The organism is Rhodanobacter sp. B05, assembly GCF_002001085.1.
In the GTDB taxonomy this organism is placed as follows: domain Bacteria; phylum Pseudomonadota; class Gammaproteobacteria; order Xanthomonadales; family Rhodanobacteraceae; genus Rhodanobacter.
Genome location: NZ_MUNU01000019.1, coordinates 1 through 25,853, shown reverse-complemented (window position 1 = coordinate 25,853; position 25,853 = coordinate 1). Strand labels below are relative to the sequence as shown.

General features: G+C 66.5%; 20 protein-coding genes. 12 read left to right on the top strand and 8 right to left on the bottom strand.

Annotated elements, in window-relative coordinates:
• Nucleotides 1-7: 7 nt before the first annotated feature.
• The 4 genes from B0E47_RS13590 to B0E47_RS13575 form a co-directional block, all read right to left on the bottom strand.
• Nucleotides 8-2,848, bottom strand: coding sequence for a 2-oxoglutarate dehydrogenase E1 component (locus tag B0E47_RS13590; protein WP_077514823.1), 2,841 nt, complete (start codon nt 2,846-2,848; stop codon nt 8-10).
• Between the two features lie 300 nt (nt 2,849-3,148).
• The gene (locus tag B0E47_RS13585; protein WP_077514822.1) at nt 3,149-4,102 is read right to left on the bottom strand and encodes a GNAT family N-acetyltransferase; all 954 of its coding nucleotides are present in this window, start codon (nt 4,100-4,102) and stop codon (nt 3,149-3,151) included.
• Nucleotides 4,099-5,295 carry a cupin domain-containing protein gene (locus tag B0E47_RS13580; RefSeq protein ID WP_077514821.1) on the bottom strand — a complete coding sequence of 399 codons (1,197 nt, stop codon included), beginning with the start codon at nt 5,293-5,295 and terminating at the stop codon, nt 4,099-4,101. The genes B0E47_RS13585 and B0E47_RS13580 overlap by 4 nt, the downstream gene beginning before the upstream one ends.
• A 21-nt stretch (nt 5,296-5,316) precedes the next feature.
• Nucleotides 5,317-6,057, bottom strand: coding sequence for a sulfite exporter TauE/SafE family protein (locus B0E47_RS13575; protein ID WP_343124536.1), 741 nt, complete (start codon nt 6,055-6,057; stop codon nt 5,317-5,319).
• A gap of 161 nt (nt 6,058-6,218) precedes the next feature.
• Between B0E47_RS13575 and B0E47_RS13570 the strand changes: the two genes are divergently transcribed.
• The 3 genes from B0E47_RS13570 to B0E47_RS13560 all read left to right on the top strand — a co-directional run bounded on the left by B0E47_RS13570 (nt 6,219) and on the right by B0E47_RS13560 (nt 10,539).
• Entirely contained in the window at nt 6,219-8,057 is a 1,839-nt protein-coding gene (locus B0E47_RS13570; RefSeq protein WP_077514819.1) for an assimilatory sulfite reductase (NADPH) flavoprotein subunit, read from the top strand.
• 80 nt (nt 8,058-8,137) lie between these two features.
• Nucleotides 8,138-9,823, top strand: coding sequence for an assimilatory sulfite reductase (NADPH) hemoprotein subunit (gene cysI, locus B0E47_RS13565; RefSeq protein WP_077514818.1), 1,686 nt, complete (start codon nt 8,138-8,140; stop codon nt 9,821-9,823).
• On the top strand, nt 9,820-10,539 hold the full coding sequence (locus B0E47_RS13560; RefSeq protein ID WP_077514817.1) for a phosphoadenylyl-sulfate reductase: 720 nt from the start codon (nt 9,820-9,822) through the stop codon (nt 10,537-10,539). The genes cysI and B0E47_RS13560 overlap by 4 nt, the downstream gene beginning before the upstream one ends.
• Before the next feature lie 25 nt (nt 10,540-10,564).
• On the opposite strand, the gene B0E47_RS13555 is transcribed toward B0E47_RS13560, so the two are convergent.
• A complete protein-coding gene (locus B0E47_RS13555) occupies nt 10,565-11,452 on the bottom strand; it encodes a peptidylprolyl isomerase (RefSeq protein WP_254422974.1) in 888 nt (295 codons plus the stop codon).
• Between the two features lie 682 nt (nt 11,453-12,134).
• Between B0E47_RS13555 and B0E47_RS13550 the strand changes: the two genes are divergently transcribed.
• From B0E47_RS13550 to B0E47_RS13535, 4 genes are all read left to right on the top strand, one after another.
• Nucleotides 12,135-12,713 carry a TetR/AcrR family transcriptional regulator gene (locus B0E47_RS13550; RefSeq protein WP_077514815.1) on the top strand — a complete coding sequence of 193 codons (579 nt, stop codon included), beginning with the start codon at nt 12,135-12,137 and terminating at the stop codon, nt 12,711-12,713.
• Complete coding sequence (locus B0E47_RS13545) at nt 12,710-14,122, top strand: nitrilase-related carbon-nitrogen hydrolase (RefSeq protein WP_077514814.1); 1,413 nt, start codon at nt 12,710-12,712, stop codon at nt 14,120-14,122. The genes B0E47_RS13550 and B0E47_RS13545 overlap by 4 nt, the downstream gene beginning before the upstream one ends.
• A 345-nt stretch (nt 14,123-14,467) precedes the next feature.
• A complete protein-coding gene (locus tag B0E47_RS13540; RefSeq protein ID WP_077514813.1) occupies nt 14,468-14,833 on the top strand; it encodes a PadR family transcriptional regulator in 366 nt (121 codons plus the stop codon).
• Nucleotides 14,830-15,732 carry a sensor domain-containing protein gene (locus tag B0E47_RS13535; protein WP_077514812.1) on the top strand — a complete coding sequence of 301 codons (903 nt, stop codon included), beginning with the start codon at nt 14,830-14,832 and terminating at the stop codon, nt 15,730-15,732. Before B0E47_RS13540 ends, B0E47_RS13535 begins: the two co-directional genes overlap by 4 nt.
• 22 nt (nt 15,733-15,754) lie before the next feature.
• On the opposite strand, the gene B0E47_RS13530 is transcribed toward B0E47_RS13535, so the two are convergent.
• The 3 genes from B0E47_RS13530 to B0E47_RS13520 all read right to left on the bottom strand — a co-directional run bounded on the left by B0E47_RS13530 (nt 15,755) and on the right by B0E47_RS13520 (nt 18,948).
• On the bottom strand, nt 15,755-16,957 hold the full coding sequence (locus B0E47_RS13530) for a DUF1501 domain-containing protein (protein ID WP_077514811.1): 1,203 nt from the start codon (nt 16,955-16,957) through the stop codon (nt 15,755-15,757).
• A 32-nt stretch (nt 16,958-16,989) separates the two neighbouring features.
• A complete protein-coding gene (locus tag B0E47_RS13525) occupies nt 16,990-18,552 on the bottom strand; it encodes a DUF1800 domain-containing protein (protein WP_077514810.1) in 1,563 nt (520 codons plus the stop codon).
• A 108-nt stretch (nt 18,553-18,660) separates the two neighbouring features.
• Nucleotides 18,661-18,948, bottom strand: a complete 288-nt coding sequence (locus tag B0E47_RS13520) for a hypothetical protein (RefSeq protein ID WP_077514809.1) — start codon at nt 18,946-18,948, stop codon at nt 18,661-18,663.
• Nucleotides 18,949-19,082: 134 nt separating this feature from the next.
• Here B0E47_RS13520 and B0E47_RS13515 point away from each other — a divergent pair, with 134 nt between their 5' ends.
• From B0E47_RS13515 to B0E47_RS13495, 5 genes are all read left to right on the top strand, one after another.
• Nucleotides 19,083-19,691, top strand: a complete 609-nt coding sequence (locus B0E47_RS13515; RefSeq protein WP_077514808.1) for a class I SAM-dependent methyltransferase — start codon at nt 19,083-19,085, stop codon at nt 19,689-19,691.
• A gap of 97 nt (nt 19,692-19,788) precedes the next feature.
• Nucleotides 19,789-21,795: an oligopeptide transporter, OPT family gene (locus tag B0E47_RS13510; protein ID WP_254422942.1), complete on the top strand. Its 2,007-nt coding sequence runs from the start codon at nt 19,789-19,791 to the stop codon at nt 21,793-21,795.
• Nucleotides 21,796-21,975: 180 nt separating this feature from the next.
• A complete protein-coding gene (gene mprF, locus B0E47_RS13505; protein WP_254422941.1) occupies nt 21,976-24,585 on the top strand; it encodes a bifunctional lysylphosphatidylglycerol flippase/synthetase MprF in 2,610 nt (869 codons plus the stop codon).
• 17 nt (nt 24,586-24,602) lie between these two features.
• Nucleotides 24,603-25,388 carry a virulence factor gene (locus B0E47_RS13500; RefSeq protein WP_254422940.1) on the top strand — a complete coding sequence of 262 codons (786 nt, stop codon included), beginning with the start codon at nt 24,603-24,605 and terminating at the stop codon, nt 25,386-25,388.
• 92 nt (nt 25,389-25,480) lie between these two features.
• Entirely contained in the window at nt 25,481-25,822 is a 342-nt protein-coding gene (locus B0E47_RS13495; RefSeq protein WP_077514805.1) for a carboxymuconolactone decarboxylase family protein, read from the top strand.
• Nucleotides 25,823-25,853 lie beyond the last annotated feature (31 nt).

Genomic DNA, 25,853 nt, shown 5'->3' with positions numbered 1-25,853 from the left:
GGAGTCTTTATTCGGCGGAGTGGTCGGTGCCGACCGGCGCAACCAGCGCCTGCTCGACGAGTGCTGCCTGCTCGGCAACATGGGTGTTGAGATGGCCGGCGGCCGGTGCCGGCGAGCGTGCGCGCCCTGCGTACGAGAGACTGCGCTTGCTGCCGGTGCAGGCCTGCAGGTGATGGCGGATCTGGAACCAGGCGCCCTGGTTCATCGGCTCTTCCTGGCACCAGATCACTTCCTTGGCGGAAGGGTACTTGTCCAGTACGGCGGTGACTTCGACGCGCGGGAACGGATACAGCTGCTCGACGCGCACGATGGCGACGTCGTTCTGTCCACGTTTCTCGGCGTCTTCCAGCAGGTCGTAATAGACCTTGCCCGAGCACAGCACGACGCGCTTGACCTTCTTCGCCGGCAGCTCGCGATGCTCGCCGATCACCAGCTGGAAGCTGCCGTTGGCCAGCTCGTCCAGCGAGGACACGGCCAGCTTGTGGCGCAGCAGCGATTTCGGTGTCATCACGATCAGCGGCTTGCGCACCGGGCGCAGCATCTGCCGACGGATCATGTGGAAATCCTGTGCCGGCGTGGTCGGCACGCAGACCTGCATGTTGTCCATTGCGCACAGCTGCAGGAAGCGCTCGAGGCGCGCGGAGGAGTGTTCCGGACCCTGGCCCTCGTAACCGTGCGGCAGCAGCAGCACCAGGCCGCAGAGGCGGTTCCACTTCGCTTCGCCGGAGCTGATGAACTGGTCGATCACCACCTGGGCACCGTTGGCGAAATCGCCGAACTGGGCCTCCCAGATGTTGAGCGTGTCCGGATCGGTGGTCGAATGGCCGTACTCGAACGCCATCACCGCTTCCTCGCTGAGCAGCGAGTCGATCACCTCGACATCCGCGCCCGCGCGCACGTCAGCCAGCGGCATCCAGGTATGGCCGTCCTTCTGGTCGTGCAGCACGGCATGGCGATGGAAGAAGGTGCCGCGCCCTGAGTCCTGGCCGACCAGGCGCATGTCGTGGCCGGCCTCGATCACGGTGGCGTAGGCGAGGTTTTCGGCGAAGCCCCAGTCGGCCGGCTGCTCGCCTGCGGCCATCTTGCGGCGGTCGTCGTAGATCTTGGCCACGCGTGCCTGCAGGGTGATGTCGGATGGAACCGCGAGGATCTTGTTCGCCAGTGCCTGCAGTTTCTTTTTCGGCACCGTGGTGTCGGCGGGCATGGACAACTTGCCGCCGACGAACTTTGCCCAGTCGACATGGCCGTCGCGAGGCGGGGCCGGGTCGAGCTCGGTCATCGGCGCACCGTCTTCCAGACGGTTGCGGTACGCCTCGAACTGCTTCTGCGCGTCGCCTTCGGCCAGCACACCCTGCTTCACCAGCTGCTGCTGGTACAGGTCGCGCGTGGTCGGGCGCTTGCGGATGATCTGGTACATCACCGGCTGCGTGGCGGCCGGCTCGTCGGCCTCGTTGTGGCCGTGACGGCGGTAGCAGACCAGATCGATCACCACGTCGCGGCGGAACTGCTTGCGGAAGTCGTAGGCGATGCGCGTCGCCAGGATCACCGCCTCGGGATCGTCGCCGTTCACGTGCAGCACCGGCGCGTTGACCATCTTGGCCAGGTCGGTGCAGTACATGGTGGAGCGCGCGTCCTGCGGGTTGGAGGTGGTGAAGCCGACCTGGTTGTTGATCACGATGTGCAGGCTGCCGCCGATCTTGAAGCCGCGGGCCTGCGACATGTTCAGCAGTTCCATGTTGACGCCCTGACCGGCGAACGCGGCGTCGCCATGGATCAGCACCGCCAACGACTGCGTGTGCAGGGTGTCGCGACGACGGGTCTGGCGCGCATGCACCGAGCCGGTGACCACCGGGTTGACGATCTCCAGGTGCGACGGGTTGAACGCCAGCGCCACGTGCACGCCGCCCCTGGGCGTCTTGACGTCGGCGGAGAAGCCCATGTGGTACTTCACGTCGCCGGAATGCGCCGGGTCGTCGATGTGCTCGAACTTGCCCTCGAATTCGTCGAACAGGGTCTTCGGCGGCTTGCCCAGGATGTTGACCAGCACGTTGAGGCGGCCGCGATGGGCCATGCCGATGACCAGTTCCTTGATGCCGTTGTCGCCCGCGGCGCGCACCACGTCGTCGATCATCGGGATCAGGCTGTCGCCGCCTTCCAGCGAGAAACGCTTCTGGCCCACGTACTTGGTGTGGAGGTAGCGCTCCAGGCCTTCGGCGGCGGTCAGGCCGTCCAGCACGCGCTGCTTGCCGGTCTTGTCCAGGCCGCTTTCGCCGGCGGACTGTTCCAGCCGGGTGTAGATCCAGTTGCGCTGCTCGTGGTTGCTGATGTGCATGAACTCGGCGCCGATCGTGCTGGCGTAGGTCTTCTGTAGCCGAGCCAGCAGATCGCGCAGTTTCAGGCGCTGGCCGCCGCCGGCGTAGTTGCCGGTGTCGAATTCGGTATCGAGGTCGGCGTCGCCGAGACCATGGAACGGCAGGCCCAGGTCCGGCGCCGACATCTTCTCGGTGAGGCCGAGCGGGTCGAGATCGGCAGCGAGGTGGCCGCGCGAACGGTAGGCGGTGAGCAGGCGCAGCACGCCGGCCTGCTTGCGCGCGTACTCGTCGCTCATCGGCACGCCGGCAACGCCGTTGTGGCGCTGCTTTTGTGCGGCCTCGATGCGCGCGATCGCCGCGCCGTGCGGAACATCGCCCGATGCGCGGCCCTTGAAGGTCTCGAAGTAGCTCGCCCATTCGGACGGAACGGCCGCAGCGTCGGCCAGCCACGCGTCGTACAGGGCTTCGACGTAATCGGCGTTGCCGCCAGCGAGTTGGGAAGACTCGAGAAACTCGCGGATCAGGTTTGTACTCACGTCACCACCGGCAGGAAAGGAGGCTTGCAGCCATCCGTGTTAGCAGAACGTCGCGATTTCCGGCCGGTTTTCAAGTCCGACTGGCGGTTCAAGCGGATGACTGGGGATAATCCGACGAATTATACCCTTGGCCTGCCGCAGTGCGGCAACCCATGGCCCGGGCCGGAAGCGGGTTGCGGCATGGCTTCACCGGCTTCGGCTGCATCGCGGCGGCGCTTTCACCGGTTTTGTCGTTGGATCCTGCCGGAGCGGTCTCGAGAGTCGTCGGCCAGCTGCGGTTCATCCGGCGTGGCCGCATGCTCAGATATCCAGCGTCTGCAGCGTGCTGGCGCGCTCGGAGCGATCCCACACTTCGTCGAAGTGTTGCTGCAGCGGCACGGCGTTGGCGCGGTTGCTGCGGGCGGCGCGCCCCTGCGGACGATCCGCCTCCGGCAGGAACAGGTAGCCGCCCACGTCGTTGAGCAGGCAGGCCGAGGCCCAGCCCAGGTCGACCTCGTCCACCGGCACGCGGATCTGGATCGCGCTGGGCAGGCGCTGCGCCAGGGCGATCAATCGATGGTCGTTGCGCAGGGCGCCATCCGGGTCATGCAGCAGGATGCGGATCAGCGCGCTGCGGCCGGAAGTGGCGATCCGCCGCAACTCGTCCAGTTCCTCGTTGCTGGCATAGCTCTCGCTGTCCAGCACGGGCAGCCGGATCGCCAGCCGATGGCGTGCATCGCCGAGCAGTTGCCGTCGTGCCGCCGCGACTTCGGCGCCGGTGGTGGCGGGGAGGGCGCCGGTATCCGGTAGCGGCACCTGCGGCTGGTCGTCGACCGCGGCCAGCGGCAGGTGCATGGACCGATGGGCCAGGCCCGCGTCCTCGAATTCCTCGCCATGGGCCACGAAGCCGGCACGCTCGTAGAAACCGATCGCGCTGACCTGGGCATCCAGCGCCACCTCGGGCCAGCCCAGCGTGCGTGCGCGGCCGACCAGTTCGCGCAGCAAGGCCACGCCCACGCCCTGGCCGCGCCAGTCCGGCAGTACCGCCATGCGGCCGATCTTGTGCAGCGGGGTGAGCCGACCGCAGCCGATCGGCAGGCCGGAATCGTCGCGGGCCAGCACATGCCAGCAATCGACATCGAGGCCATCGCGTTCGCGCTGCTCGGGTACGCTCTGTTCCTGGATGAAGACCGTGTCGCGCAGGTCCAGCAGCGCGTTGCGCTGGTCCTCGCGTGACCAGTCGGCGATCTCGACGTGGAAGTTCTGCAGCTTCATCGACGCCGGCGCGACGTGCGAAGCAGCAGGTGGCCGTCATTGACCAGGGTCAGCAGCAGGGTGCGCTCGGCCGCGAGCAGCTTGCGATCCGGCATCAATTCCCGCTGTTCGCACAATTGCTGTGCCAGGGCCGGCGTGGTGGCGTGAGCGTGACCGTTGACGTACAGCATGCAGCCGGCCTTGCCGCGACTCCATGCCAGGCGCGACCAGGGATGGCGCAACAGCCGGGCGCCTGCGGCCAGTTTTGCGGCCAGCGCGTCCGCGGCCAGCGGCTTGTCCAGCGGCGCCGGCACGTGGGCGCTGCGGTAGCGCGTGATGAAGCGACCGAACCAGTCGTGCAGCAGCTCGTCCCGCAGCGCCCCGGCAAAGGGCAGCGCCTGCTTCAGGCGATCGAGCACGCCGTGGTCGATCTCGCCGCTGAGCCGCGCTGGCTTGAGGTCGGGATCGGCGTAGCGCAACTCTTCCGGCAACTGCTCGGCGATGTAGTCGGCCAGGTCGCCGGTCAGTTCCGCCTGCGACGGCGCGCGCATGCCGATCGAGAACGTCATGCACGGGCCACCGAAAGCCACGCCGTCGTGCGGCACGCCGGGCGGCAGGTACAGCATGTCGCCCGGGTCGAGCAGCCATTCGTGGGTGGGCTCGAATTGCACCAGCTGTTTCAGCTCGACGTCCTGGCGGCACGCCTTCGGCGCCAGCGGATCGTCGCTGATCGCCCAGTGGCGCTGGCCCAGGCCCTGCAGCAGGAACACGTCGTACTGGTCGACATGTGCGCCGACACCGCCGCCGGGCTCGGCGTAGGAAACCATCACGTCGTCGATGCGCCAGCTCGGCAGGAAGCCGAAGTGCTGCAGCAAACCGGCCACGTCGGCATCCCACTTGTCCACGTCCTGCACCAGCAGGGTCCAGTTCCTGTCGGGGGTGCGCGCGAAGTCGGCCTCGCTCAACGGGCCGGAGTTGACGTGCCAGCGCTCGCGCTTCTCGTCGTGCACGATCAGGCGTGCCAGTGCAGTCGGTTCGCAGGCCAGCCCGGCCAGGTCGTCCGGCTGCAGCGGCGGCTGGAAATCGGCGAAGGCGTTGCGGATCAGCAACGGTCGTTTCTGCCAGTAGTCGCGCAGGAACCGGGCCGGGCTCATGCCCAGCGGGCGGCTGGCGCTGCCGCGCACTTCGATCGGGTAAGACTGGATGGGTTTCATCCGCTTAGTGTAGTCGTGGCCTCAGCCGAGCAGGCGGACCGTGTTGTTGAGTCCCAGCACCAGCACGGCGGCACCCGCCAGGGCGGTGGCCACGCGCGCCGGTACCCAGCGCACGAACAGGGCGCCGAACGGAGCGGCCACCGCGCCGCCGATGATCAGGCCCAGCACCGCCGAAGCATGGCTGAGGCCCACCGTGAGCAGGAAGCTCGCGCTGGCGGCGATGCTCACCACGCATTTGGCCAGGTGCACGCTGCCGATCACCGCGCGCGGCGGCAGGCCACGCGCCAGCAAGGTGGTGACGGTGATCGCGCTCCAGCCGCCGCCGCCGATCGCATCGAGGAAACCGGCCACCAGGCCGGTCGGGCCGGTACCGCGCGGCACGTCGGTGCGCAGGCCGGCCGGGCGCGCGCTCCTGAGCAACAGGAATGCCCCCATGCCGAGCAGGTACGGTGCCAGCAGCGCGCGCATCCAGGTCGGGGGGATATGGATGGCCACCAGCACTCCGAGCAAGGCGCCCAGCACGCCGGGGATCACCAGTGCCAGGAACAGTCCTCGGCGCACATTGCCAGCCCACAGATGGCTGAGGCCGGAGGCGCCGCAGGTGAACGTTTCCGCATAGTGCACGCTGGCACTGGCGGCCACCGGCGGCATGCCCAGCGCCAGCAGCAAGCCGGACGAGGTCACGCCGAACGCCATGCCCAGCGCGCCGTCCACGAGCTGGGCGAGGGCGCCGACGGCGATGAAGACAAGCAATTCGTTCAAGCGGGCCGGTAATCCGGGTATGGGACGCGAAGTATATGCCCTTGCCGCAGGGCGCATAAATGAAGCGCTGGCATAAGCTCATGCCGACATGTGCTTTTGCGCCGATATAAAGCACGAATAGTATGGACGGCCAGAAGTAAAGACGTCCAAAAGGACATGTCGTGAATGCCGCCCTGAAATCGCTGCCGCCAACCCCGTCGCTCGATGCGGACAGGCTCGCCCTGCTGAGCAGGCTGACCCAGGGACTGGCTCCGGCCGACCTGTACTGGATCGCCGCCTACAGCGCAGCAGCGGCGGCGCGCCTGCCGCTCCATGCGGAACTGAGCGTGGTGGGCGAGGCGCCGACTGCAGCATCGAACGTGCCGGTGGAGCGCCTGACCATCGTCCATGGCAGCCAGACCGGCAACTCGCGCCGGCTGGCCGAGCAGCTGTCGGCCAGCGCGGAAGCGGCGGGCCTGCCGGTACGCCTGCTGCGCGCCGGTGCCTATCCGTTGCGCGAACTGGCGCAGGAGCGTCATCTGCTGGTGGTGATCAGCAGCCAGGGCGACGGCGAGCCGCCCGACGACGCGATCGGCTTCTGCGAGTTCATTGCCGGCAGGCGGGCGCCGAAACTTCCCCAGTTGAAGTTCGCCGTGCTGGGGCTGGGCGATTCGAGTTACCCGAAGTATTGCGCAGTGAGCCGTGCCCTCGATGCGCGGCTTGCGGAGCTGGGCGGCCGGCGCCTGGTCGAGCTCGGCGAGGCGGACGTCGATTTCGAGGCCGTCGCTTCGGCATGGTCGGCGCGGGCCCTGGATACGGCTCGCCAGGCGCTGGGCTCGTCGGCGACCGGGCCGCAACCGGGCCGTGCGCTGCATGCGGTGAATGAAGCTCCGACGCGTCCGCTGCATACACGCGAACGCCCGTTTGCCGCCATCGTGCTGGACAACCAGCGCATCGTTTCGCGCGACAGCGTGCGTGAGGTGCGGCATCTCGAGTTGTCGCTGGAAGGCTCGGGCCTGCGCTACGAAGCGGGTGATGCGATCGGTGTGTGGCCGCAGAACCCGCCGCAGTTGGTCGACGAGTGGCTGTCGGCGCTGAAGCTTGATGGGGCCAGCGAGGTCGAGCACGACGGTCGGTGCCGGCCGCTGGCCCGCTGGCTCGGCCAGGAGCGCGAACTCACCCGCCTGACCCGCCCGCTGGTACTGGCTCAGGCCGAAGCCGGCGGCCACGAAACGTTGCGCCGCATCCTGGCGCCAGGCGAACAGGCGGCGTTTTCCGACTTGCTTGCCACGCACCAGCCGATCGACCTGTTGCGCCGGTTCCCGGCGCACTGGGAACCGGCAGCGCTGGTGGCAGCACTGCGTCCGCTGACACCGCGGCTGTATTCGATCGCGTCCAGCCCGGTGCTGGTGGGTCGGGACGAGGTGCACCTGACGGTCTCGGTCGTGGAGTACACCGCGCATGGAAGCGCCCACCTCGGTGCGGCCTCGGTCTTCCTGGCCGCGGCCAGCGATGACGCGCGGGTGCCGGTGTTCATCGAACCGAACGAGCGCTTCCGGCTGCCCGCCGATGGCAGCCGCAACGTGATCATGATCGGTCCCGGCACCGGCGTCGCGCCGTTCCGCGCCTTCGTGCAGGAGCGCCAGGCCACCGGAGCCGGCGGACGCAACTGGTTGTTCTTCGGCAACCGCCACTTCCGGCACGACTTCCTCTACCAGGTCGAGTGGCAGGAGGCGCTGCGCAGCGGTGCGCTCGATCGTCTCGACGTGGCGTTCTCGCGGGACACCGGCTCCAAGGACTACGTCCAGCATCGCTTGCGCGAACACGGTCGCGAGCTGTACGCCTGGCTGCGCGATGGTGCGCATGTCTACGTCTGCGGGGACGCTACGCACATGGCGCGCGACGTGCACGAGGCCTTGCTGGAAATCATCGCGAGCCACGGCCGGTTGTCTGCCGACGCGGCCAAGACCTGGCTGGCCGACCTGCTGCAACAGGGGCGCTATGCCCGCGACGTGTATTGACCATCACTGCTGCGTTCATGCGTGAACGCGAGAGCCAAAAAGCAGCCATCCGTGGCCGCACTTTCCAGACAAGAATCCCCATGCCTTCCCATCTCGAACACATCAAGAGCGCCAGTCGCTTCCTGCGCGGCGGCATCGCCGAAGGTCTGGCCGATCCGCTCACCGGCGCCATCAGCGACGACGACACCAAGCTGCTGAAGTTCCACGGCAGCTACCAGCAGGACGACCGCGACATCCGCGACGAGCGGCGCCGGCAGAAACTGGAACCGGCCTATGCTTTCATGCTGCGAGCGCGCCTGCCCGGTGGCGTGATGACGCCGGCGCAATGGCTGGCGTTCGATGCGCTCGCCAGCGACTACGCCAGCAGCGGCCTGCGCATCACCACGCGGCAGACCTTCCAGTGGCACGGCATCATCAAGCGCAATCTGAAAGCCTCGATCGCCGCGATCGACGCGGCGATGGCCAGTACCATCGCCGCCTGCGGCGACGTCAACCGCAACGTGGTGTGCAATACCAACCCGGTCGAATCCGCGGCGCACGAGTTGGCGTATGCGTGGGCCGTGCGACTGTCCGAACACCTCAAGCCGAAGACCCGTGCGTACCACGAGCTCTGGCTCGATGGCGAAAAGCTGGTGGGCGAACCCGAGCATGAGCCGCTGTACGGACCGACCTACCTGCCGCGCAAGTTCAAGATCGGGCTGGCGATACCGCCGCTCAACGACGTCGATGTGTTCGCGCAGGACCTGGGCCTGGTTGCGATCGTGCGGGGCGGCGAGCTGACCGGCTTCAACGTCGCGATCGGCGGCGGCATGGGCGCCAGCCATGGCGATCCGACCACGTATCCACGCCTGGCCGACGTGATCGGTTTCGTGCCACCGGAACGCCTGCTGGCGCTGGCCGAGGCGGTGATCTCGGTGCAGCGCGACTGGGGCGACCGCGACGAGCGCAAACATGCGCGACTGAAATACACGCTCGACCGTCGCGGCCTGGATGCCTTCAAGGCCGAAGTGGAGCGGCGTCTCGGCGCAACGTTCGAACCGGCACGCGAGTTCCGCTTCGAGCACAACGGCGACCGTTACGGCTGGATCCAGGGGCATGCCGGCCGCTGGCATCTGACCTTGCAGGTCGAATCGGGGCGGCTGCTCGACCGGCCCGGGCAGACCTGGCTCAGCGGCATGCGCGAGCTGGCCGGCGTGCACACCGGCGACATCCGCCTCACCTGCAACCAGAACCTGATCATCGCCAACGTCGAGGCCGGCGATCGCGGCTTGATCGATGCGATCGTCGCCCGCCACGGCCTGGACGGTTACCGGAAACACAGCGCGATCCGCCAGCATGCGATCGCCTGCGTGGCGCTGCCGACCTGCGGCCTGGCGATGGCCGAAAGCGAACGCTACCTGCCACAGCTGCTGCCGAAGCTGGAGGCCGTGCTCGATCGGCATGGATTGATCGATACGCCGATCCTGCTGCGCCTGTCCGGTTGCCCGAACGGCTGCTCACGCCCGTACCTGGGCGAGGTCGCCCTGGTCGGTCGCGGCCCCGGACGCTACGACTTGCGCCTGGGGGCCGATCTCCGCGGTCAGCGGCTGAACCAGGTCTACCGCGAGAACGTGGACGAGGCGGCGATACTCGAAGCGCTGGATCCGCTGTTCGCGCGCTACGCGGCCGAGCGCGATGCCGGCGAGGGTTTTGGCGATTTCCTGCTGCGCCAGGCCATCCTCGCGCCACCACCGTCGCGGCGGATCACCGCCACGGTGTTGACATGAAGCTGCGCGCCATCCGCACCGAAGTGGAGCCACGCCGGCTCGCCGCCATCAACGCGACCCTCACCTCGCTCAGCGCCGAACAGCGTGTGGCCTGGGCATTCGAGCATTTGCCGGGCGAGCATGTGCTGTCATCCAGTTTCGGCGTGCAAGCTGCCGTGTCGTTGCACCTGGTCACCCGGCAACGGCCGCAAATCCCGGTGGTGCTGGTCGATACCGGCTACCTGTTTCCCGAGACCTATCGCTTCGTCGAGGCACTCACCGAGCGGCTGGATCTGAACCTCAAGGTCTACCAGTCGCCGCTCAGCCCGGCACGCATGGAGGCGCGCGACGGGCGCCTGTGGGAGCAGGGCGTTCCCGGCATCGATCGCTACAACCAGTTGCGCAAGGTCGAGCCGATGCAACGGGCCCTGGACGAGTTGCATGCGGGCAGCTGGATCGCCGGGCTGCGCCGGCAGCAGTCACGCAGCCGCGCCGCGATCGATATTCTCGAACGACGGCACGGCCGCTGGAAATTGCATCCGCTGGCCGACTGGAGCGATCGCGACATCGGCCACTACCTGAATCGCCATCGCCTGCCGTACCACCCATTGTGGGACCAGGGCTATGTCTCGGTCGGCGACCGCCACACCAGCCGTCGCTGGGAACCGGGGATGGATCCCGAAGACACCCGCTTTTTCGGCCTCAAGCGCGAATGCGGGTTGCACGGCCTTCCCTGAGCCGCGTGTTGTCAGTCCGGAAGGATCAGCGCGTCGCGGGCGGAGGTACTTGCCGGCGCACCGGCACATCGACGCTGCACAACCCGACCTTGCCCGAGGACACCTTGTAAAAGGCATCGTGCCGATGGCGCTGGGCATCGAGCAGTGCGGCGAAGGTGGGGCTGTCGGTGCGCAGCACCTGGATCGCGGGACGCTGCGCCGCGGGCAGTTCGGAGGCCAGTCGCACGGACTCGATCGGCGTGCGCTGCGAAGGTTTGGTGTAGAAGCCCATCTCGCCTTCACCACGCGGCAGCCCGGCAAGCAGTGGCATGCCTTCCAGCACGCGCCCGGCGATCGCCAGGTTGCGATCGAGCCGGCGCGGGGCCTGACCGATCACCACGTACAGTTCGCTGCCATTGCCGGTTTCCGGGCCGTTGTCGCGACCCACGCCGACCATGCCGTAACAGTGGGTCAGCCATTCCTGCCCGATGGCCGGGTCGCGCGCCGCCGGGAACCCTTCGCTGAAACCCACCTCGGGCGCATAGACATCGCCATCGGGCAGGGCGGTCCATTCCAGCTTGGGGTCGATCGCCCACGTGTATTCCGGAGGCACGGTGTCGTGGGCCTTGCCCAGCGAACGCAGCTTGCTCTTGTCGCCATGGTCGTCGCTGGCCGGATCGCCCCATTGGGTGACGAAGTTGTCCTGCACGCGCACGATCGCCAGTCCGTCGAAATAGTGCTGCCGCACCAGAGTGCGGATATTGGCCGCATGCAGCGGGGCGAAGTCGGGCGCCAGTTCGATCAGCACGCGCCCGCTCGGCAGCTGCATCACCAGCAGGTTGTCCGGGCTTGGAGTACGCCATTCGGCGGATCTGGACTTCGCCAGCAGTTGAGCGCGGGTCGGTGTCGGCGACTGGCTGGCCGTTGCCGACATCGGCCCGATCAGCAAGCCGGTCAGCAAGGCAGCAGTGAAGAGACGGCAGCGTGCGGGCATGGCAATTCCCCTGGAACGACTCGATGGCTGGAACGGCAAGTTAGCAGAGCCCGTGGGCATGACGATAAAGCCTGTGTAGTTTTGAAAACCAAAGTTTGTGCAGCACGGGCAGGTCATGCACACACTTTGCTGGAAGCCAAAGAGCAAAGCATGTGTGCCCGTAGTCGGATCAACGGCTTAGCTGTCGCGTCTGTGGGCGATTGGCCTCGCTTTGACAAGCTAAGGTGTGTACGTAAGCGGGGCGCACCACTCCGGGGCTGACGGCAATGTCTGGCCTGGAGCCCACTTGCACGAAATCCCGGACACGCCCTCCTGACATTTTCGCCGAGCGCCGCGTGGCGCGCTTGGCAGCATGTCTTTTGTCGCGGTTTGCATGCACGCCATTGCGCCAATCCGCGTTGACCAGTGCTATCGCCCGGGTTTCCGCTCGCTGTCGGTTCTCGGCCCAGACACGGATTAACCGAAAGAACCCTACCGCCTCGCCGTCCGCGACGACGAGACGAATGCCGCGTCCTTTACGGTTACTTCGAACAATGGCATGAACCTGAGCACCTCGGGTGCCCGGAACTATGGCCGCGAGACTAGCTTGTGTACTTAGTACCCGTCAGTGTACTGTGTACGCATGACCAAGGATCGCATACTCTCGGCCGCGAAAGCAGTGCTCGAATCCGCAGGCTTCGAGGGGCTGACCATCCGCAGGGTCGCCCAGCGAGCGGGCCTCTCGCCGATGGCGCTCTACCGCCATTTCAAGAACAAGGACGAGTTGCTCAACGCCCTCATGCAGGACGGTATCTCCGCGTGGGAGGCGATTGTTCGCGGCATCCGCACCCGAGACCCAGTGGCGTGGCTGGAGGCGCTCATGGAGGCCTATCTCGATTTCGCGCTCACGCAGCCGCACCGGTTCGACGCGGCATTCTTCCTGCCTGCGCCCGCGGCGCGCCAGTTTCCCGATGATTTCGCCGCGGGCCGCTCGCCGGCGATTGCGCTCGCGATGGCTCGCATCGATCAGGCGAAGGCCGATGGTCGGTTCCGCGACGAGCCTACGCTCGGGATCGCCGTGGCGCTCGCGGCCTACGGACAGGGATTCGTGTCGATGCAGCGCGCCAGGCGTTTCGCGAGCGACAAACAGTTCAAGGCGCTGTACCGCGCGGCGCAGCGCCAGTTCCTCGATTCCCTCAAACCGTCCGGGAAAAACGCATGATCACCCTGCTGGCCGCCGTGTTGAGCGGCATCATGTTTTATCTCGCACAGGGATACGACCACGTCTGGGCCCTGGTCTGGCTCGCGCCCGTGCCGCTGTTGTGGCTCGCCTATGGCAATACGCGCACGTGGCAGGTGATCGGGGCGAGCGCCATCGCGCTCCTCGGCGGCGCAGGCTATATCTTGCAATCCCCCTACCTCCACCTCATACCACCGCTCGTCATCACGTCGGTTCTGGCGGTCGATATCGGGCTGTTTTGCGTCGCGGTATGGTTTGCGCGCTTCGTGCAGCACCGGGCATCACCGCTCCTCACGCTGTTTGCGTTTCCGGCTTGCTGGACAGCCTTCGAGTTCCTGATTGAACTGCAGTCCCCGAACGGCACCTACGGATCGCTCGCCTATAGCACGATGTCAGCACCCGTACTGATCCAGAGCGCATCGCTCTTCGGGATGTATGCCGTTACGTTCCTGATCTGCCTCTTTGCCAATACCCTCGCCATGGCGCTGCGGCTCAAACGAAACACGGCCGCAGTCGGCCTCGGGCTGACGATCTGTGCGGCCAATTTGGTGTTCGGTATCGTGCGACTCGCGCGCCCGCAGCCCGACGTGCTGCGGGTGGCGGGAATCGTCGATGAAACGGCCGTAGCGGATTCCTGGCGGGCGAAGACCGTGTCCGCCGATCTCGCGGTGACCGAAAGCTATGCGCGCGAGATCCGTGCAGCCGCCCGGGAAGGCGCCAGATTCGTGGTTACGCCGGAAGGCGGCATGGCATCGACCCCTGCCGGACAGAGCACGATCGTTGCGCCACTCGTTGCCGCCGCCAGGGATACGGGTGTGCAGATCATTGCCGGCTTCCATTCCCAGACGCCGGCCGCCGACTTCGCGCTTGCGATCACGCCCGATGGCAGGATTCAGCGCTACGACAAGCGCCATCCGGTGCCGGGCCTCGAGGACGATTTCACGCCGGGTCGTGTCTCGGGCTGGTTGGGCGATGGCCGTGCCATGGAGATCTGCAAGGACATGGATTTCCCCGACACCATTCGTTCCGATGCCGCCAAGGGCATCCGCCTGATGGGCGTGCCCGCGGGCGACATGGGCATCGATGGCTGGCAGCATGGAATCATGTCCGTGATGCGCGGCGTCGAAGGCGGATTTTCGATCGTGCGGGCTGCCCATGACGGACTGGTGTTCGCCAGCGACGCGCAAGGGCGTCTGGTCGCCCTCAAGAAGGATGCGCCTGCGGGCCTGACCATGATCGTCGCCGACCTGCCGCTGGGATCCGGGCCAACGTTCTATACGCGGATCGGCAACGTCTTCCCGTGGCTCTGCGGGATCTTCGCTCTCGTGCTTGGCGCAGGGCTGCCGGCCTGGCGGGCGGCGGCGAAGCGCCGCCCTGTTGCCGAACGTTGAAAATTGACCAGAAAGGCGCGGTCCTGCGCAGTGTGTGTGCTTACTTGCTGTCAAAGCTCGCAAAACGCGAGCGCCGTCGGTGACGATGATGTCCGCCTCCTCGGGTGTTACGAGCCAAGCTGATTGCCGAAGGCAAACGCCTCTCGGGCCTGCATAACTATCTCAGCAACATCATATGCAAGCGTCAGCAGCGCCAGCTGACACCAATGTTTGTACAACGTGTACATACATTGGTGTCATGCCCATCTGGCATCCCCGGGCACGCGCATGACTACCGGCACACGCACTATTCATAAGTAAACACTATGGTTCACATCACGCCATAGGGCAGTGCAGGTGAGTCGGGTGGACGAGAGCGGCAGCCAGCTGAAGAAATTCCAGAAGGAGCTGTCCAGTGGCACGGTGTCGCTGGTGCTGCTGGCGGTGCTTGGCCAGTCGCGGCAGCCGATGTACGGCTACCAGATTGCCAAGCGGCTGGAGGATGGCGGCGAAGGGGTGCTCGCCGGCAAGCAGAGCGCGCTGTATCCGGTGCTGCGCAATCTCGAGGCGGCCGGGTTGCTGGCCAGTGAGGTCGAGCCCTCGGTGAGCGGGCCGCCCCGTCGCTATTACCGCATCACCAGATCCGGGCGCGAATCATTGCGCGAGTGGACCGCGGCGTGGAATGCCACCCGTGATTCCGTCGACAACGTCTTGCAAGGAGGGGTCCCATGAATGCGCCACGCACGATTGCCGAGTATCTGGACCAGTTGCGCGCGGCCCTGCGCGGCGCCGATCCGGCCTTGATCCAGGATGCGCTGTACGACGCCGAGGAACACCTGCGGGCCGAGCTCGCCGAGCAGCCGGTGCGCGGCGAGGCGGAGATGCTCGAACATGTCGTGGGCAGCTACGGTGCACCGGACGAGGTTGCCGAGATCTACCGCGACCAGGAAATCAGGATCCAGCGCGCGATCCGACCGCCGCCGCCGCCAGCACGGCGATCGATGGCCGGACGCTTTTTCGGCGTTGCCGCGGATGGGCACACCTATGGCGCCCTGTTTTACATGATGCTGTCGCTGGTCACCGGCATTTTCTACTTCACTTGGGCCGTCGCCGGCATCTCGATGTCGGGTGGCTTCTCGGTACTGATCATCGGCATTCCATTCGTCGTGCTTTTCTTCAGCAGCGTGCGTGGTCTCTCGTTGCTGGAAGGGCGCATCGTCGAAGCCATGCTGGGCGTGCGCATGCCACGCAGACCGCCGTATCCGACGGAGCAGGGCCAGTCCCTGCTGAAGCGGATCGGCGCCATGTTCCTGGACGCGCGCACCTGGAGCACGCTGTTCTACATGCTGCTCATGCTGCCCCTGGGCATCTTCTATTTCACGGTCACGGTAACCATGCTGGCGGTATCCCTTGGTTTCATGGCCGCACCGCTGATCAAGGCCTTCGGTTTCGACGTGATCAACATCAACATCGACAGCTTCAGCTACTACGGCCCCGGATGGGCGGGCACCGTCGGGTTTTGCGTGCTGGGCATCGTGCTGCTGTTTGCCACGCTGCACATGGTGCGTGGGCTCGGTCGCCTGCACGGGAACCTCGCCAAGCACTTGCTGGTGGCCGGCGCCGCGACCTGAGCGGCGCCAGGCGACCGGGTGCTCAAACCAGCTGCAGATCCCGCGGGCTTGCCTGCGGAAACACCGACTGCAGGCGGCTTGGCGAAAGACCCCAGACGCGCCCGAACAAGCCGCCGAGCATGTCGCGGTAATTGGTCAGCACGGGGTAGTCGCGATTCTGCAGCAGGCTTGAGGGCGCCACCGCGACCTGTTCGCCGGCGATGCGGCCGCCGTTGACCTTGCCGCCGAGTACCCAGTGCACGGTGCCGTGGCCATGGTCGGTGCCCTTGTCGCCGTTCTCGCGGAAGGTTCGCCCGAACTCGCTGAGCACCACCACCGTGGTGTTGGCCCATTCGTCGCCGAGCGCGTCGGCGTAGGCGGCCAGGCCTTCGCCCAGGTTGCGCAGGTTGTTGGCAAGTCCGCCGGTGACGCTGCCCTGGTTGACATGGGTGTCCCAGCCGCCGACATCGACGAAGCCGAGCCGGTACTGGTCGCGCATCAGGGTGGCGATGCGCTGCGTCTCGGTGGCGAAACTGCGTGCGCTGGGCGCGCCGCGGCTGGCCTTGATCATCTCGTTGCGCAAGTCATCGGAGATCGTGGCGGGCAGCGCCAGCCCGTCGGCGGTGGCCGCTGCCAGCGGCGTGTTCTTGTACATGCCGCTGAGGATCGCCGCCTGGCGCGCATTGAATTGGGCCTTGGGGTCGGCCTTCAGCGAGATGTTGGGGATGTCCTTGCCGGCGCCCTGGAAACTGAGCGGCAGGTTCTTGGTGAAGGCGATCGCCGGCGCGCCGGTGAGCTGGCCGGACAGGCGCGCCAAAAAGCCGGAGCGGAAACTGGCTCGCCGCGCGGTGGGCTCGCCGGACTCGATATTGTTCTGCGTTTCGAAATGGCTGCGCGAGAGATCGTCGGTGCCGGCGAACGGCACGAACGCGATCTGCTTCTTCTGCCACAGCGGATGGATCGAATCGCGCAGCACCGGATTGAGGCCCCAGTTCGCATCCAGCGCGATCGCGCTGTTCGGGTTGGATGCGTCGGGACGCGCGATCGCCAGGGTGGGGCGCGATTCGTAATAGAAATCGCTGGCATACGGCACCAGCAGGTTGTTGCAGTCGTAGCCGCCGCGCAGGAATACCAGCAGGAAGCGCGGCGAATTCGCCGGTGCGGCAAACAGGCGGCCGGTGAAGGACAGCGTCGGCAACGCCACGGCGGCGCTGGCGGCAGCAAGCAGGAATTCTCGGCGGTTCATGGCATACCTCGTGGGCAGGATCTCGCTGCCGCTCAGCGGTAATTGAAGTCGGGCGAGGACAGCAGGTAGGTGTTCCATTCCTGTGCCGAACCGGCCTTACCCAGTGCAGTGCGTGTGGCGTCGGACAGATACGGCTTGAAGGCAGTGCGGTAGAGCGGCGAATCCATCGCAGGCACCGGAAAGCGCCTGGCGTTTCCGGGTGCGTCGGTGTCGCCCATGAGCAGGCGGTTCCTGCCGCTGCCGATCGCACGCGCCACCGCGAAACGTGCCGCCATCTGGCCCGAGCCGGACCAGCTTGCGCTGTCCAGCGGCCAGCCATCGGGGGTGATCCGTCCGTACACCGGCTCGCCCATCTGGTTCAGCCAGTTGAGCAGCGGCCGTGCATCGGTGATCGGCTGGCCGTCGTAGGCCAGCTTCATCGCGGAGACCAGGAACTGGGTCGGGTCCTTGAATTTCTTTGCGCCGCCGGCGAGCAGGGCAGGCGAGTCGAACATCGTGCGCAGCACGGCCGCGATGTCGCCATCGGTGCGCTGGAAAGTTTGCGCCATCGCATCGACCAGGGCCGGCGGCGGCTGGTCGGCCACGAAGTATTCGGCCAGCTGGCGCGAGACGAAATGCGCGCAGGCCGGCTCGCGGGTGATCAGGTCCACGGCCTGCTCGATCTCGTCGTAGCCGCTGCCCTGGATGTTGCGGCCGAGGAACTGCTTGTCGCTGAAATCGTGTTTCCGCGGATTGAACACGAACAGGCCATCGCGCACGACGCCGGCCTGGCCGCGACCGAAGCGGCCGATCCGCCGTGGTGCGCGCGGCGCGATGCCGGCGCCGGTGAGGATCAGGGCCAGCTGCTGCACGTCCTGCTGGGTGTAACCGGAACCGACCCCGAGCGTGTGCAGCTCCATCAGTTCGCGCGCGTAGTTCTCGTTGGTCTTGCCCTTGACGTTCTTCGCGTTGTCGAGGAACTCCAGCATTGCCGGGCTTTTCAGCGTGGCCATCACCAGATCGCGGAACTTGCCCAGCGCGTGCGGCCGGATCACGTGCTCCTCGTAGTCCGCCGCCACCAGCCGCACGCGGCCCTTGGCGGCATAGACGCTGAAATGGTTGAGCCAGAACCAGACCATCTGCTCCTTGAGCGGATTGCTACCGTAGATCGCGTGCAGCAGTTCGGCCTGCTGGGCCTGCTGCACCAGTTCGCGTGCGTGCTTTTGCAGCGCCTTTTTCGCGGCGACCCTGGCGTCGCCGTCCGGCATCGATTTCAGTTCGTTGCGCGCCTTGATGGCGTCCGCCAGCAGTTCATCGGGTGGCGTGCCAAGCGCAGGGTAGCTGGCGATCAACGCGTCGATCGCCGGCGGCAGGGTGTCGTGGCGATCGTTGAGCTGCTGGTCGAGCCAGCGCTGGCGACCGAGCCGTCGATAGCTTTCCAGGGTGGCCGAATCGAGCCCGAAGCCGGCGCGCTGCAACCAGCGGATGTCGGCGTGGCTCAACCCGGCGGAAGGCGCGGGTGTCGTTTCGGCAGGCAGCAGGAAACTGCTCATCAGCAACAGGCCGCTGCACGCCATGATCCGCAGGTTTTTCCGCCGGACAACTGGTAGGTGCATGCGCTATATCCTGACTGGCGGGAACGGAGCTCACGGCAATGCCGCAGGCAGGTTCAACGCAGCAAGGGCTTTGCGGATGACATGTTGCACCGCGCCGGCAACCCTCAATCAGAATTCGTCGACGAACTCGATGCCGGCGTCGCAGGCATGGGCGAGCACCTCGGCGCTGCCGCGCACGGAATCCGCGAGGCTGTCGCTGACGGCCTCCACTTCGATGCAATACACGTGCGCCTCGCTGTCGCTCACCGATTCGCTGGAACTGGAATCGTCGCGCATGTCGGGCATCATGGCGTCGATCTCCTCGATATGCTCGATGCCGCTCATGCCGTGCAAACCCACGATGACGGTATCGGCGTCGGCGCGGCTGCCGATCAGGCGGAAACGGATCATGGCCATGCGGGTGCGCCCTCGTCGGTGACTGATGCGCCGATGTTGGCAAGCGCGGCGCATGCAGGAAGTGATGCCGACCGTGCCGATGGGTTGCCTTGACGCGATATCATGGCGTCTCGCTAAATCCCGCATGAACGCCGATGCCCAAGACCTACGACCGCGCCTATTTCGACAAGTGGTACCGCAACCCGCGCCATGCGGTGGGCTCGGCCGCCGAATTGCGGCGCAAGGTGGCGATGGTGGTGGCCCAGGCCGAGTATTACCTCGGCCGGCCGGTTCGCAACGTGCTCGACGTCGGTTGCGGCGAAGCCAGCTGGCGTGCGCCGTTGCTGGCGCTGCGCCCGGGCATCGCCTATCGCGGCCTGGATGCCAGCGAATATGCGGTGGCACGTTACGGACGCAGCCGCAACGTGGGTCTGGCGCGCTTCGGCCAGTTGGAGCAGTTGCGCTTCGACACCCGTTTCGACCTGATCGTGTGCAACGACGTGCTCCACTACCTGAAGCCGGCGGAGATCCGGGCCGGCCTGCACGGCATCGGCGAGATGCTCGAAGGCATCGCGTTCCTGGAGGTGTTCACCAGCCGGGACGACGTGGCCGGCGACCATCACGGCTTCGTCGCGCGCGCACCAGGGTGGTATCTGCGCGAATTCAGCCAGGTGGGGTTGTTGCCGTGCGGTTCGCAATGTTATCTCGGGCCGCGGCTGGAGCGTCATGTTGCCGCGCTGGAGCGGGCGCAATTGCCGGCGTGACGGCATCGCGGGGCCCGCATCGGGCAACGTTCGAATATCCTTGCGCGCCCATTCCACGCTATCGTGCGCGGCAGCGTCCATCGGGGGAGATCAAGCAGTGAACCAGACCAGCCTGTCCAGCTCGTTGCCGCGGCGCGAACTGACGATCCGCGGCATCATCATCGGCATCGTGATCACGGTGGTGTTCACCGCCGCCAACGTCTATTTCGGCTTGAAGGCCGGCCTGACCTTCTCGACCTCGATCCCCGCCGCGGTGATCTCGATGGCGATCCTGAAGGCGATGCGCGGCGCCACCATCCAGGAAAACAACATCGTGCAGACGGTGGCCTCGGCGGCGGGCACGCTGTCGGCGATCATCTTCGTGCTGCCCGGCCTGGTGATCGTCGGCTACTGGACCGGCTTCCCGTTCTGGATTTCGGCCGGCATCTGCGCGACCGGTGGCATCCTCGGCGTGATGTACACGATCCCGCTGCGGCGGGCGCTGGTGACCGATTCCGACCTGCCGTACCCGGAAGGCGTGGCCTGCGCCGAGGTGCTGAAAGTGGGTGCCGGCGACGAGGCGGCCGCTGATGGCGCTGCCGCCGTGGAAACCGGCGGCGCGGGGCTCAAGGCAGTGGTGTGGGGCTCGGTGGTGTCGGCGATCTTCTACGTGATCGTGCAGACCCGTGTGTTCGCCAGCAGCGTTACGGATTATTTCCGGGTCGGCGGCGACAAGGGCGGCACCTCCGGTTTCGACTTCGGCCTCTCGTTCGCGCTGTTCGCGATCGGGCATCTGGTCGGCTTGTGGGTGGGTGTCGCGATGCTGTTTGGCGCCGTGATCGGCTGGGCCTGGGCGGTGCCTTATTTCACCCATCTGCACTGGGCGGCAGGGGACGCCTTCGCGGTGGCGCAAGCGGGCTGGAGCCATTACGTGCGCTTCATTGGCGCCGGTGCCATCGGCGTGGCGGCGGTCTGGACGCTGGCCAAATTGATGAAACCGCTGATCAGCGGCCTCGCCGGTGCAATGAGCGCTTCGCGTGCACGCAAGACCGGCACCCTGCACGAGCTGCCGCGTACCGAGCACGACATGCCGATCGGCATGGTGGGCCTGATCTCGCTGCTGTGCCTGATTCCGATTGCTTATCTCCTGTGGCACTTTGCCGTCAACAACGGACTGGGCGGTGCCACCACGACCCTGGTGATCGGCGGCGTGGTGTTCGTGGTGCTGCTGAGTTTCGTGGTATCGGCGGTGACCGGCTACATGGCCGGCCTGATCGGTTCGTCCAACAGCCCGTTGTCGGGCATCGGCATCCTGGTGGTGGTGATCGCAGCCCTGCTGCTGGTGGTCGGGGTCAAGCCGTTCCTGCCGCCGGGTGCGGACAAGGCGCTGGTGGGGTTTGCCTTGTTCCTCACCTCGATCGTGTTCGCGGTGGCGTCGATCGCCAACAACAACCTGCAGGATCTGAAGACCGGCCAGCTGGTCGATGCCACGCCCTCGCTGCAGCAATGGGCGCTGGTGATCGGCGTGCTGGTCGGTGCGGTGGTGATCCCGCCGGTGATGGATCTGCTGCAGCACACGTTCGGCTTCCTCGGGGCGCCGGGCGCGGATCCGGCGCGTGCGCTTGCCGCACCACAGGCTGGCCTGATCGCGGCGCTGGCGGAGGGCGTGATCACCGGCAACGTGCCATGGGGCATGATCGGCCTGGGCGCCGGCATCGGCGTGGCGATCATCATCCTCGACGAAGTGCTCGGGCTGGCGAAGAAGGGCGGGCCGCGGCTGCCGCCGCTGGCGGTGGGGCTGGGCATCTACCTGCCGACTTCGACCACGCTGATGGTGGTGGTCGGCGCCCTGGTCGGCGCGTGGTTCGATCGGCGCGCCGATCGCGAACCGAAACCCGAGGCCACCCGCCAGCTGGGCGTGCTGCTGGCCTCGGGCCTGATCGTCGGCGAAAGCCTGCTGGCGGTCATTTTCGCGGGCGTGGTGGCGTTCAGTGGCAACGATGCCCCGATCGCGCTGGTGGGCAAGGGCTTCGAGATACCCGCGATCTGGATCGGCGGCGTGGTGTTCGCGGTGACGGTCGCCGTGCTGTACCGCTGGATCATGCGCATGGGGCGAGTTGCATAGGAGCCTGTCGGACTTATGGAATCGAAAGCGAAAATGCGTCTGCGCGAGGACAGATTTTCGACGATTTGCCGGCCGATAGTGGTTCTATCGGCCAAGAATCGGCGGAAATATGGACCGTGCAGGCGGATTTGCAGCCGATTCTTCATAAGCCCGACAGGCTCCTAGGGAGTCTGGTGTCGCGTGAAGCAGGTTGAGATCGAGCAGGTGCCGGCAGGCGCGGATGCGCTGGCCGCGGCACCGAGCCAGCGCGCGATGGTGTTGCGCCGGCTGGCCGGGCCGTTGCTGTCGGTGGCGATGCTGTGCCTCGCCTTGTGGGCCTTGCACCTGCTGGCGCGGGAAGTGAACTACCACCAGGTGCGCAGGTACGTGCAGAGCCTGTCGCATGCACGACTGCTGCTGGCGGCGCTGTTCACCTTGCTGGGCTACGCGGTGATGACGTTGTACGACCGCTTCGCGCTGGCCGCGATCGGCCGCCGGCTGTCCTGGCAACGCATCACCCTGATCTCGTTCATCAGCTACGCGTTCAGCAACGCGGTGGGCATGTCGCTGCTGGTGTCCGGCTCGATCCGCTATCGCTTCTATGTGCAGAACGGGCTCGGTGCCGGCGAGATCGCGCGCGTGGTGTTGTTCTGCACCACCAGTTTCTGGCTGGGGCTGCTGGCGCTCACCGGCGTCACCCTGCTGTGCGTGCCGTTGCCGCCGGAGCTGCCATTCGCTGCACTGAGCCAGCCGCTGGGTGCCGCGCTGCTGGCGTTGCCGCTGGCGTGGCTGCTCGGCGGGCTGGTCCGTCGACCGTTGCGGATCTGGCGCTGGCGGGTCGTGCTGCCCTCGATGTCCACCGCGCTGAAACAGATTCTGGTCGGCGCCTTCGACTGGGGCCTGGCGGCCGCCGTGCTGTACGTGCTGATGCCGGATGAGCTCAACAACGGCTTCGGCCATTTCCTGGCGATCTTCGTGATTGCCCAGATCATCGGATTGATCAGCCATGTGCCGGGCGGCCTGGGCGTGTTCGAGGCGGTGATGCTGGCCGGCTTCGGCGCCACCGGCAATGCGCAGCTGACGGCGCCGATCCTGGGCGCGCTGGCCGCGTTCCGTGTGATCTATTACCTGCTGCCGCTGTGCACGGCGACGGTGCTGGTGCTGCAGCGCGAGGCACGGGGGCTGCGTCGCCAATCGCTGCTGGCGCCGTGGTTCACCGGCCTGTTGCCGTCGTTCTTTGCCGGGCTGACCCTGGTCTGCGGCGCGGTGCTGCTGTTCTCCGGCGCGACCCGCGCGTTGCCGCTGCGCATGGCGATCCTGGGCGAGGTGCTGCCGCTGTCGGTGCTGGAGGTCTCGCACCTGCTGGCCAGTGTGATCGGCATGCTGCTGCTGATCCTCGCGCGCGGCCTGCAACGGCGGTTGGACGCGGCCTACTGGCTGACCCTGGTGCTGCTGCTGGCCGGCGCGGTGTTCTCGTTGCTCAAGGGCATCGACTACGAAGAGGCGACCTTGCTGATCCTGCTGGCGATGGCGCTGGCCCCGGCGCACCGCCTGTTCTACCGGCGCGCATCCCTGTTCAGCACCACCTTCAGCATCGGCTGGATCGTGGCGATCGTGGCGATCCTCGCCTGCGCCACCTGGCTGGTGGTGTTCAGTTACAAGCACGTCGACTACAGCGGCGACCTGTGGTGGGAATTCAGCCTGCATCACGGCGGTGCGCCGCGTGCCTTGCGCGCGCTGGTGGCGGCTGCCGCCGCCGGCCTGCTGTTTGCCGCAGCCATGCTGATCCGGCCGCAGAAGCTGCATCGCGAGCCACCCACCGATGCCGAACTGGCGCAGGCGCTTCCGTTGATCAAGCAGTTCCCGTCGGCGCAGGCGCACCTGGCCCTGATGGGCGACAAGGCCCTGCTGTTCGATGCCGGGCACAAGGCCTTCGTGATGTTCGATACCGTGGGACGCAGCTGGGTGGCGATGGGCGATCCGGTAGGCAGCGACGAGATCGCCCGGCGCGAACTGGTGTGGACCTTCCTCGAACAGTGCGAGCGCGCCGGCGGCTGGCCGGTGTTCTATCAGGTCAGTCCGGCCAACCTCGACCTGTATCTGGAGGTGGGCCTGAACCTGCTGAAGATCGGCGAGGAGGCGCGCGTGCGGCTGGCCGACTTCAACCTCGACGGCAAGTCGAAGAAGGTGCTGCGCAACACCGTGAACAAGCTGCACCGAGAAGGGCTGCGGCTGGAGATCGTGCCGGCCGACGCGGTGGCGGACCTGCTGCCGCGGCTGAAACCGATCTCCGATGCGTGGCTGCACGACAAGCATGTGCGCGAAAAGCGTTTCTCGCTGGGTGCCTTCGATCCGCGCTATCTGGCCCGCACGCCGATGGCCGTGGTGTGGCAGGGCGAGCGGCCGGTGGCATTCGCCAACCTGCTGCTCAACGACAGCCGCGAGGAGGCCTCGGTGGACCTGATGCGGCACCTGCCGGACAGCCCGGCCGGCATCATGGATTACCTGTTCGTGGAACTGATGCTGTGGGCGCGCGGCGAGGGCTATCGCTGGTTCAACCTCGGCATGGCGCCGCTCGCCGGTTTGCAGAGCCGACGGCAGGCCCCGCTGTGGAATCGTTTCGGCGCGATGGTGTTCGGTCGCGGCGAGCGCTTCTACAACTTCCGCGGGTTGCAGCGCTACAAGGAAAAATTCGATCCGCAGTGGGAGCCGCGCTACATGGCGGTGCCGCGCGGCATCGCCCTGCCGATGATCCTGACCAACGTGGCCAGCCTGATTTCCGGCGGCCTCAGTGGAGTGGTGCGCCGATGAAACGATGGAAGACCATCATGCTGACAGTCGTGGTTCTCGGCGTCCTGGCCGTGCTGCTGGCGTGGAGCCCATGGTCGCGGGTCAGCCTGGAGAAGGCGACGGTGGTGTGGCCAGTGGCCGCCCACAGCATCGCACCGCCAGCGGGCAAGGACGACGTGATGGCGGTCATCGTCTCCGGCGACGGCGGCTGGGCCGATCTGGATCGGCGCCTCGGCATCGCCTTCATCGACCGCGGCGTGCCCGTGCTCGGCGTCAACTCGTTCAAGTACTACTGGCGCGAGCGCAATCCGGTGCAGACCGCGCACGAACTCGACGCCCTGATGACGAAATACCTCGGCGTGTGGGGCAAGCGGCGGATCTGGCTGGTCGGGTTCTCGTTCGGCGCCGACGTGCTGCCCACCATCGTCGACAAACTCAGTCCCGCCAACCGGGCGCGGATCACCCAGATGGTGCTGCTGTCGCCCAGCCGCGATGTCACCTTCGAGATCGAGCTCGAGGGTTACATGATCAAGCAGGGCTGGCTCAAGGAGCGCCTCAAGGACACTCTGCAGTGGATCAATCCGATCCGGCACTACGATCCGCTGCCGCCGCTGCAGGCACTGCAGGGCAAGCCGCCGGTGGTCTGCTACTACGGTCTCGACGACGCCGACGACAGCCTCTGCGACCAGCCCGGCCTGCCGGCGTGGGTCACCGTGTACGCCGAGAAGGGCGGTCATCACTTCGATGAGGGCTACCAGCGGCTGACGCAGCAGATGCTGCAGGAGCTGCCGACGGCTGCCGCGCCGGCCGACGGCGTGCACTGAATCGTCGCCGCGCATTTGCCGGGCCGTCGGCGCACAATCGGCAGCCACGGTCCGGCGTGGTGCCTGGCCGTCACATCAGCGAGGTGATTCCCATGTTGGACTGGCTGGGTTACCGCAAGGAACTGATCGGGCGCATCGGCGAGATCGGCAAGCTGAGCCCGGATACGCTCAAGGGTTACCAGACCCTGTCAGGCGCCGGCGAGAAGACCGGGCACCTGGATGCCAAGACGCGCGAACTGATCTCGCTGGCGGTGGCCGTCACCACCCGCTGCGACGGCTGCATCACCGTGCATACCGGCGAGGCGCTGAAGCATGGCGCCACCCGCGAGGAAATCGCCGAGGCACTCGGCGTGGCGGTGGCGATGAATGCCGGCGCCGCGATGGTGTATTCGGCGCGGGTGCTGGATGCGGTCGATGCGCATGGTGGCGGGTGAGATTGCGGTCGGTGGGGGTGGGGCGGAGAAC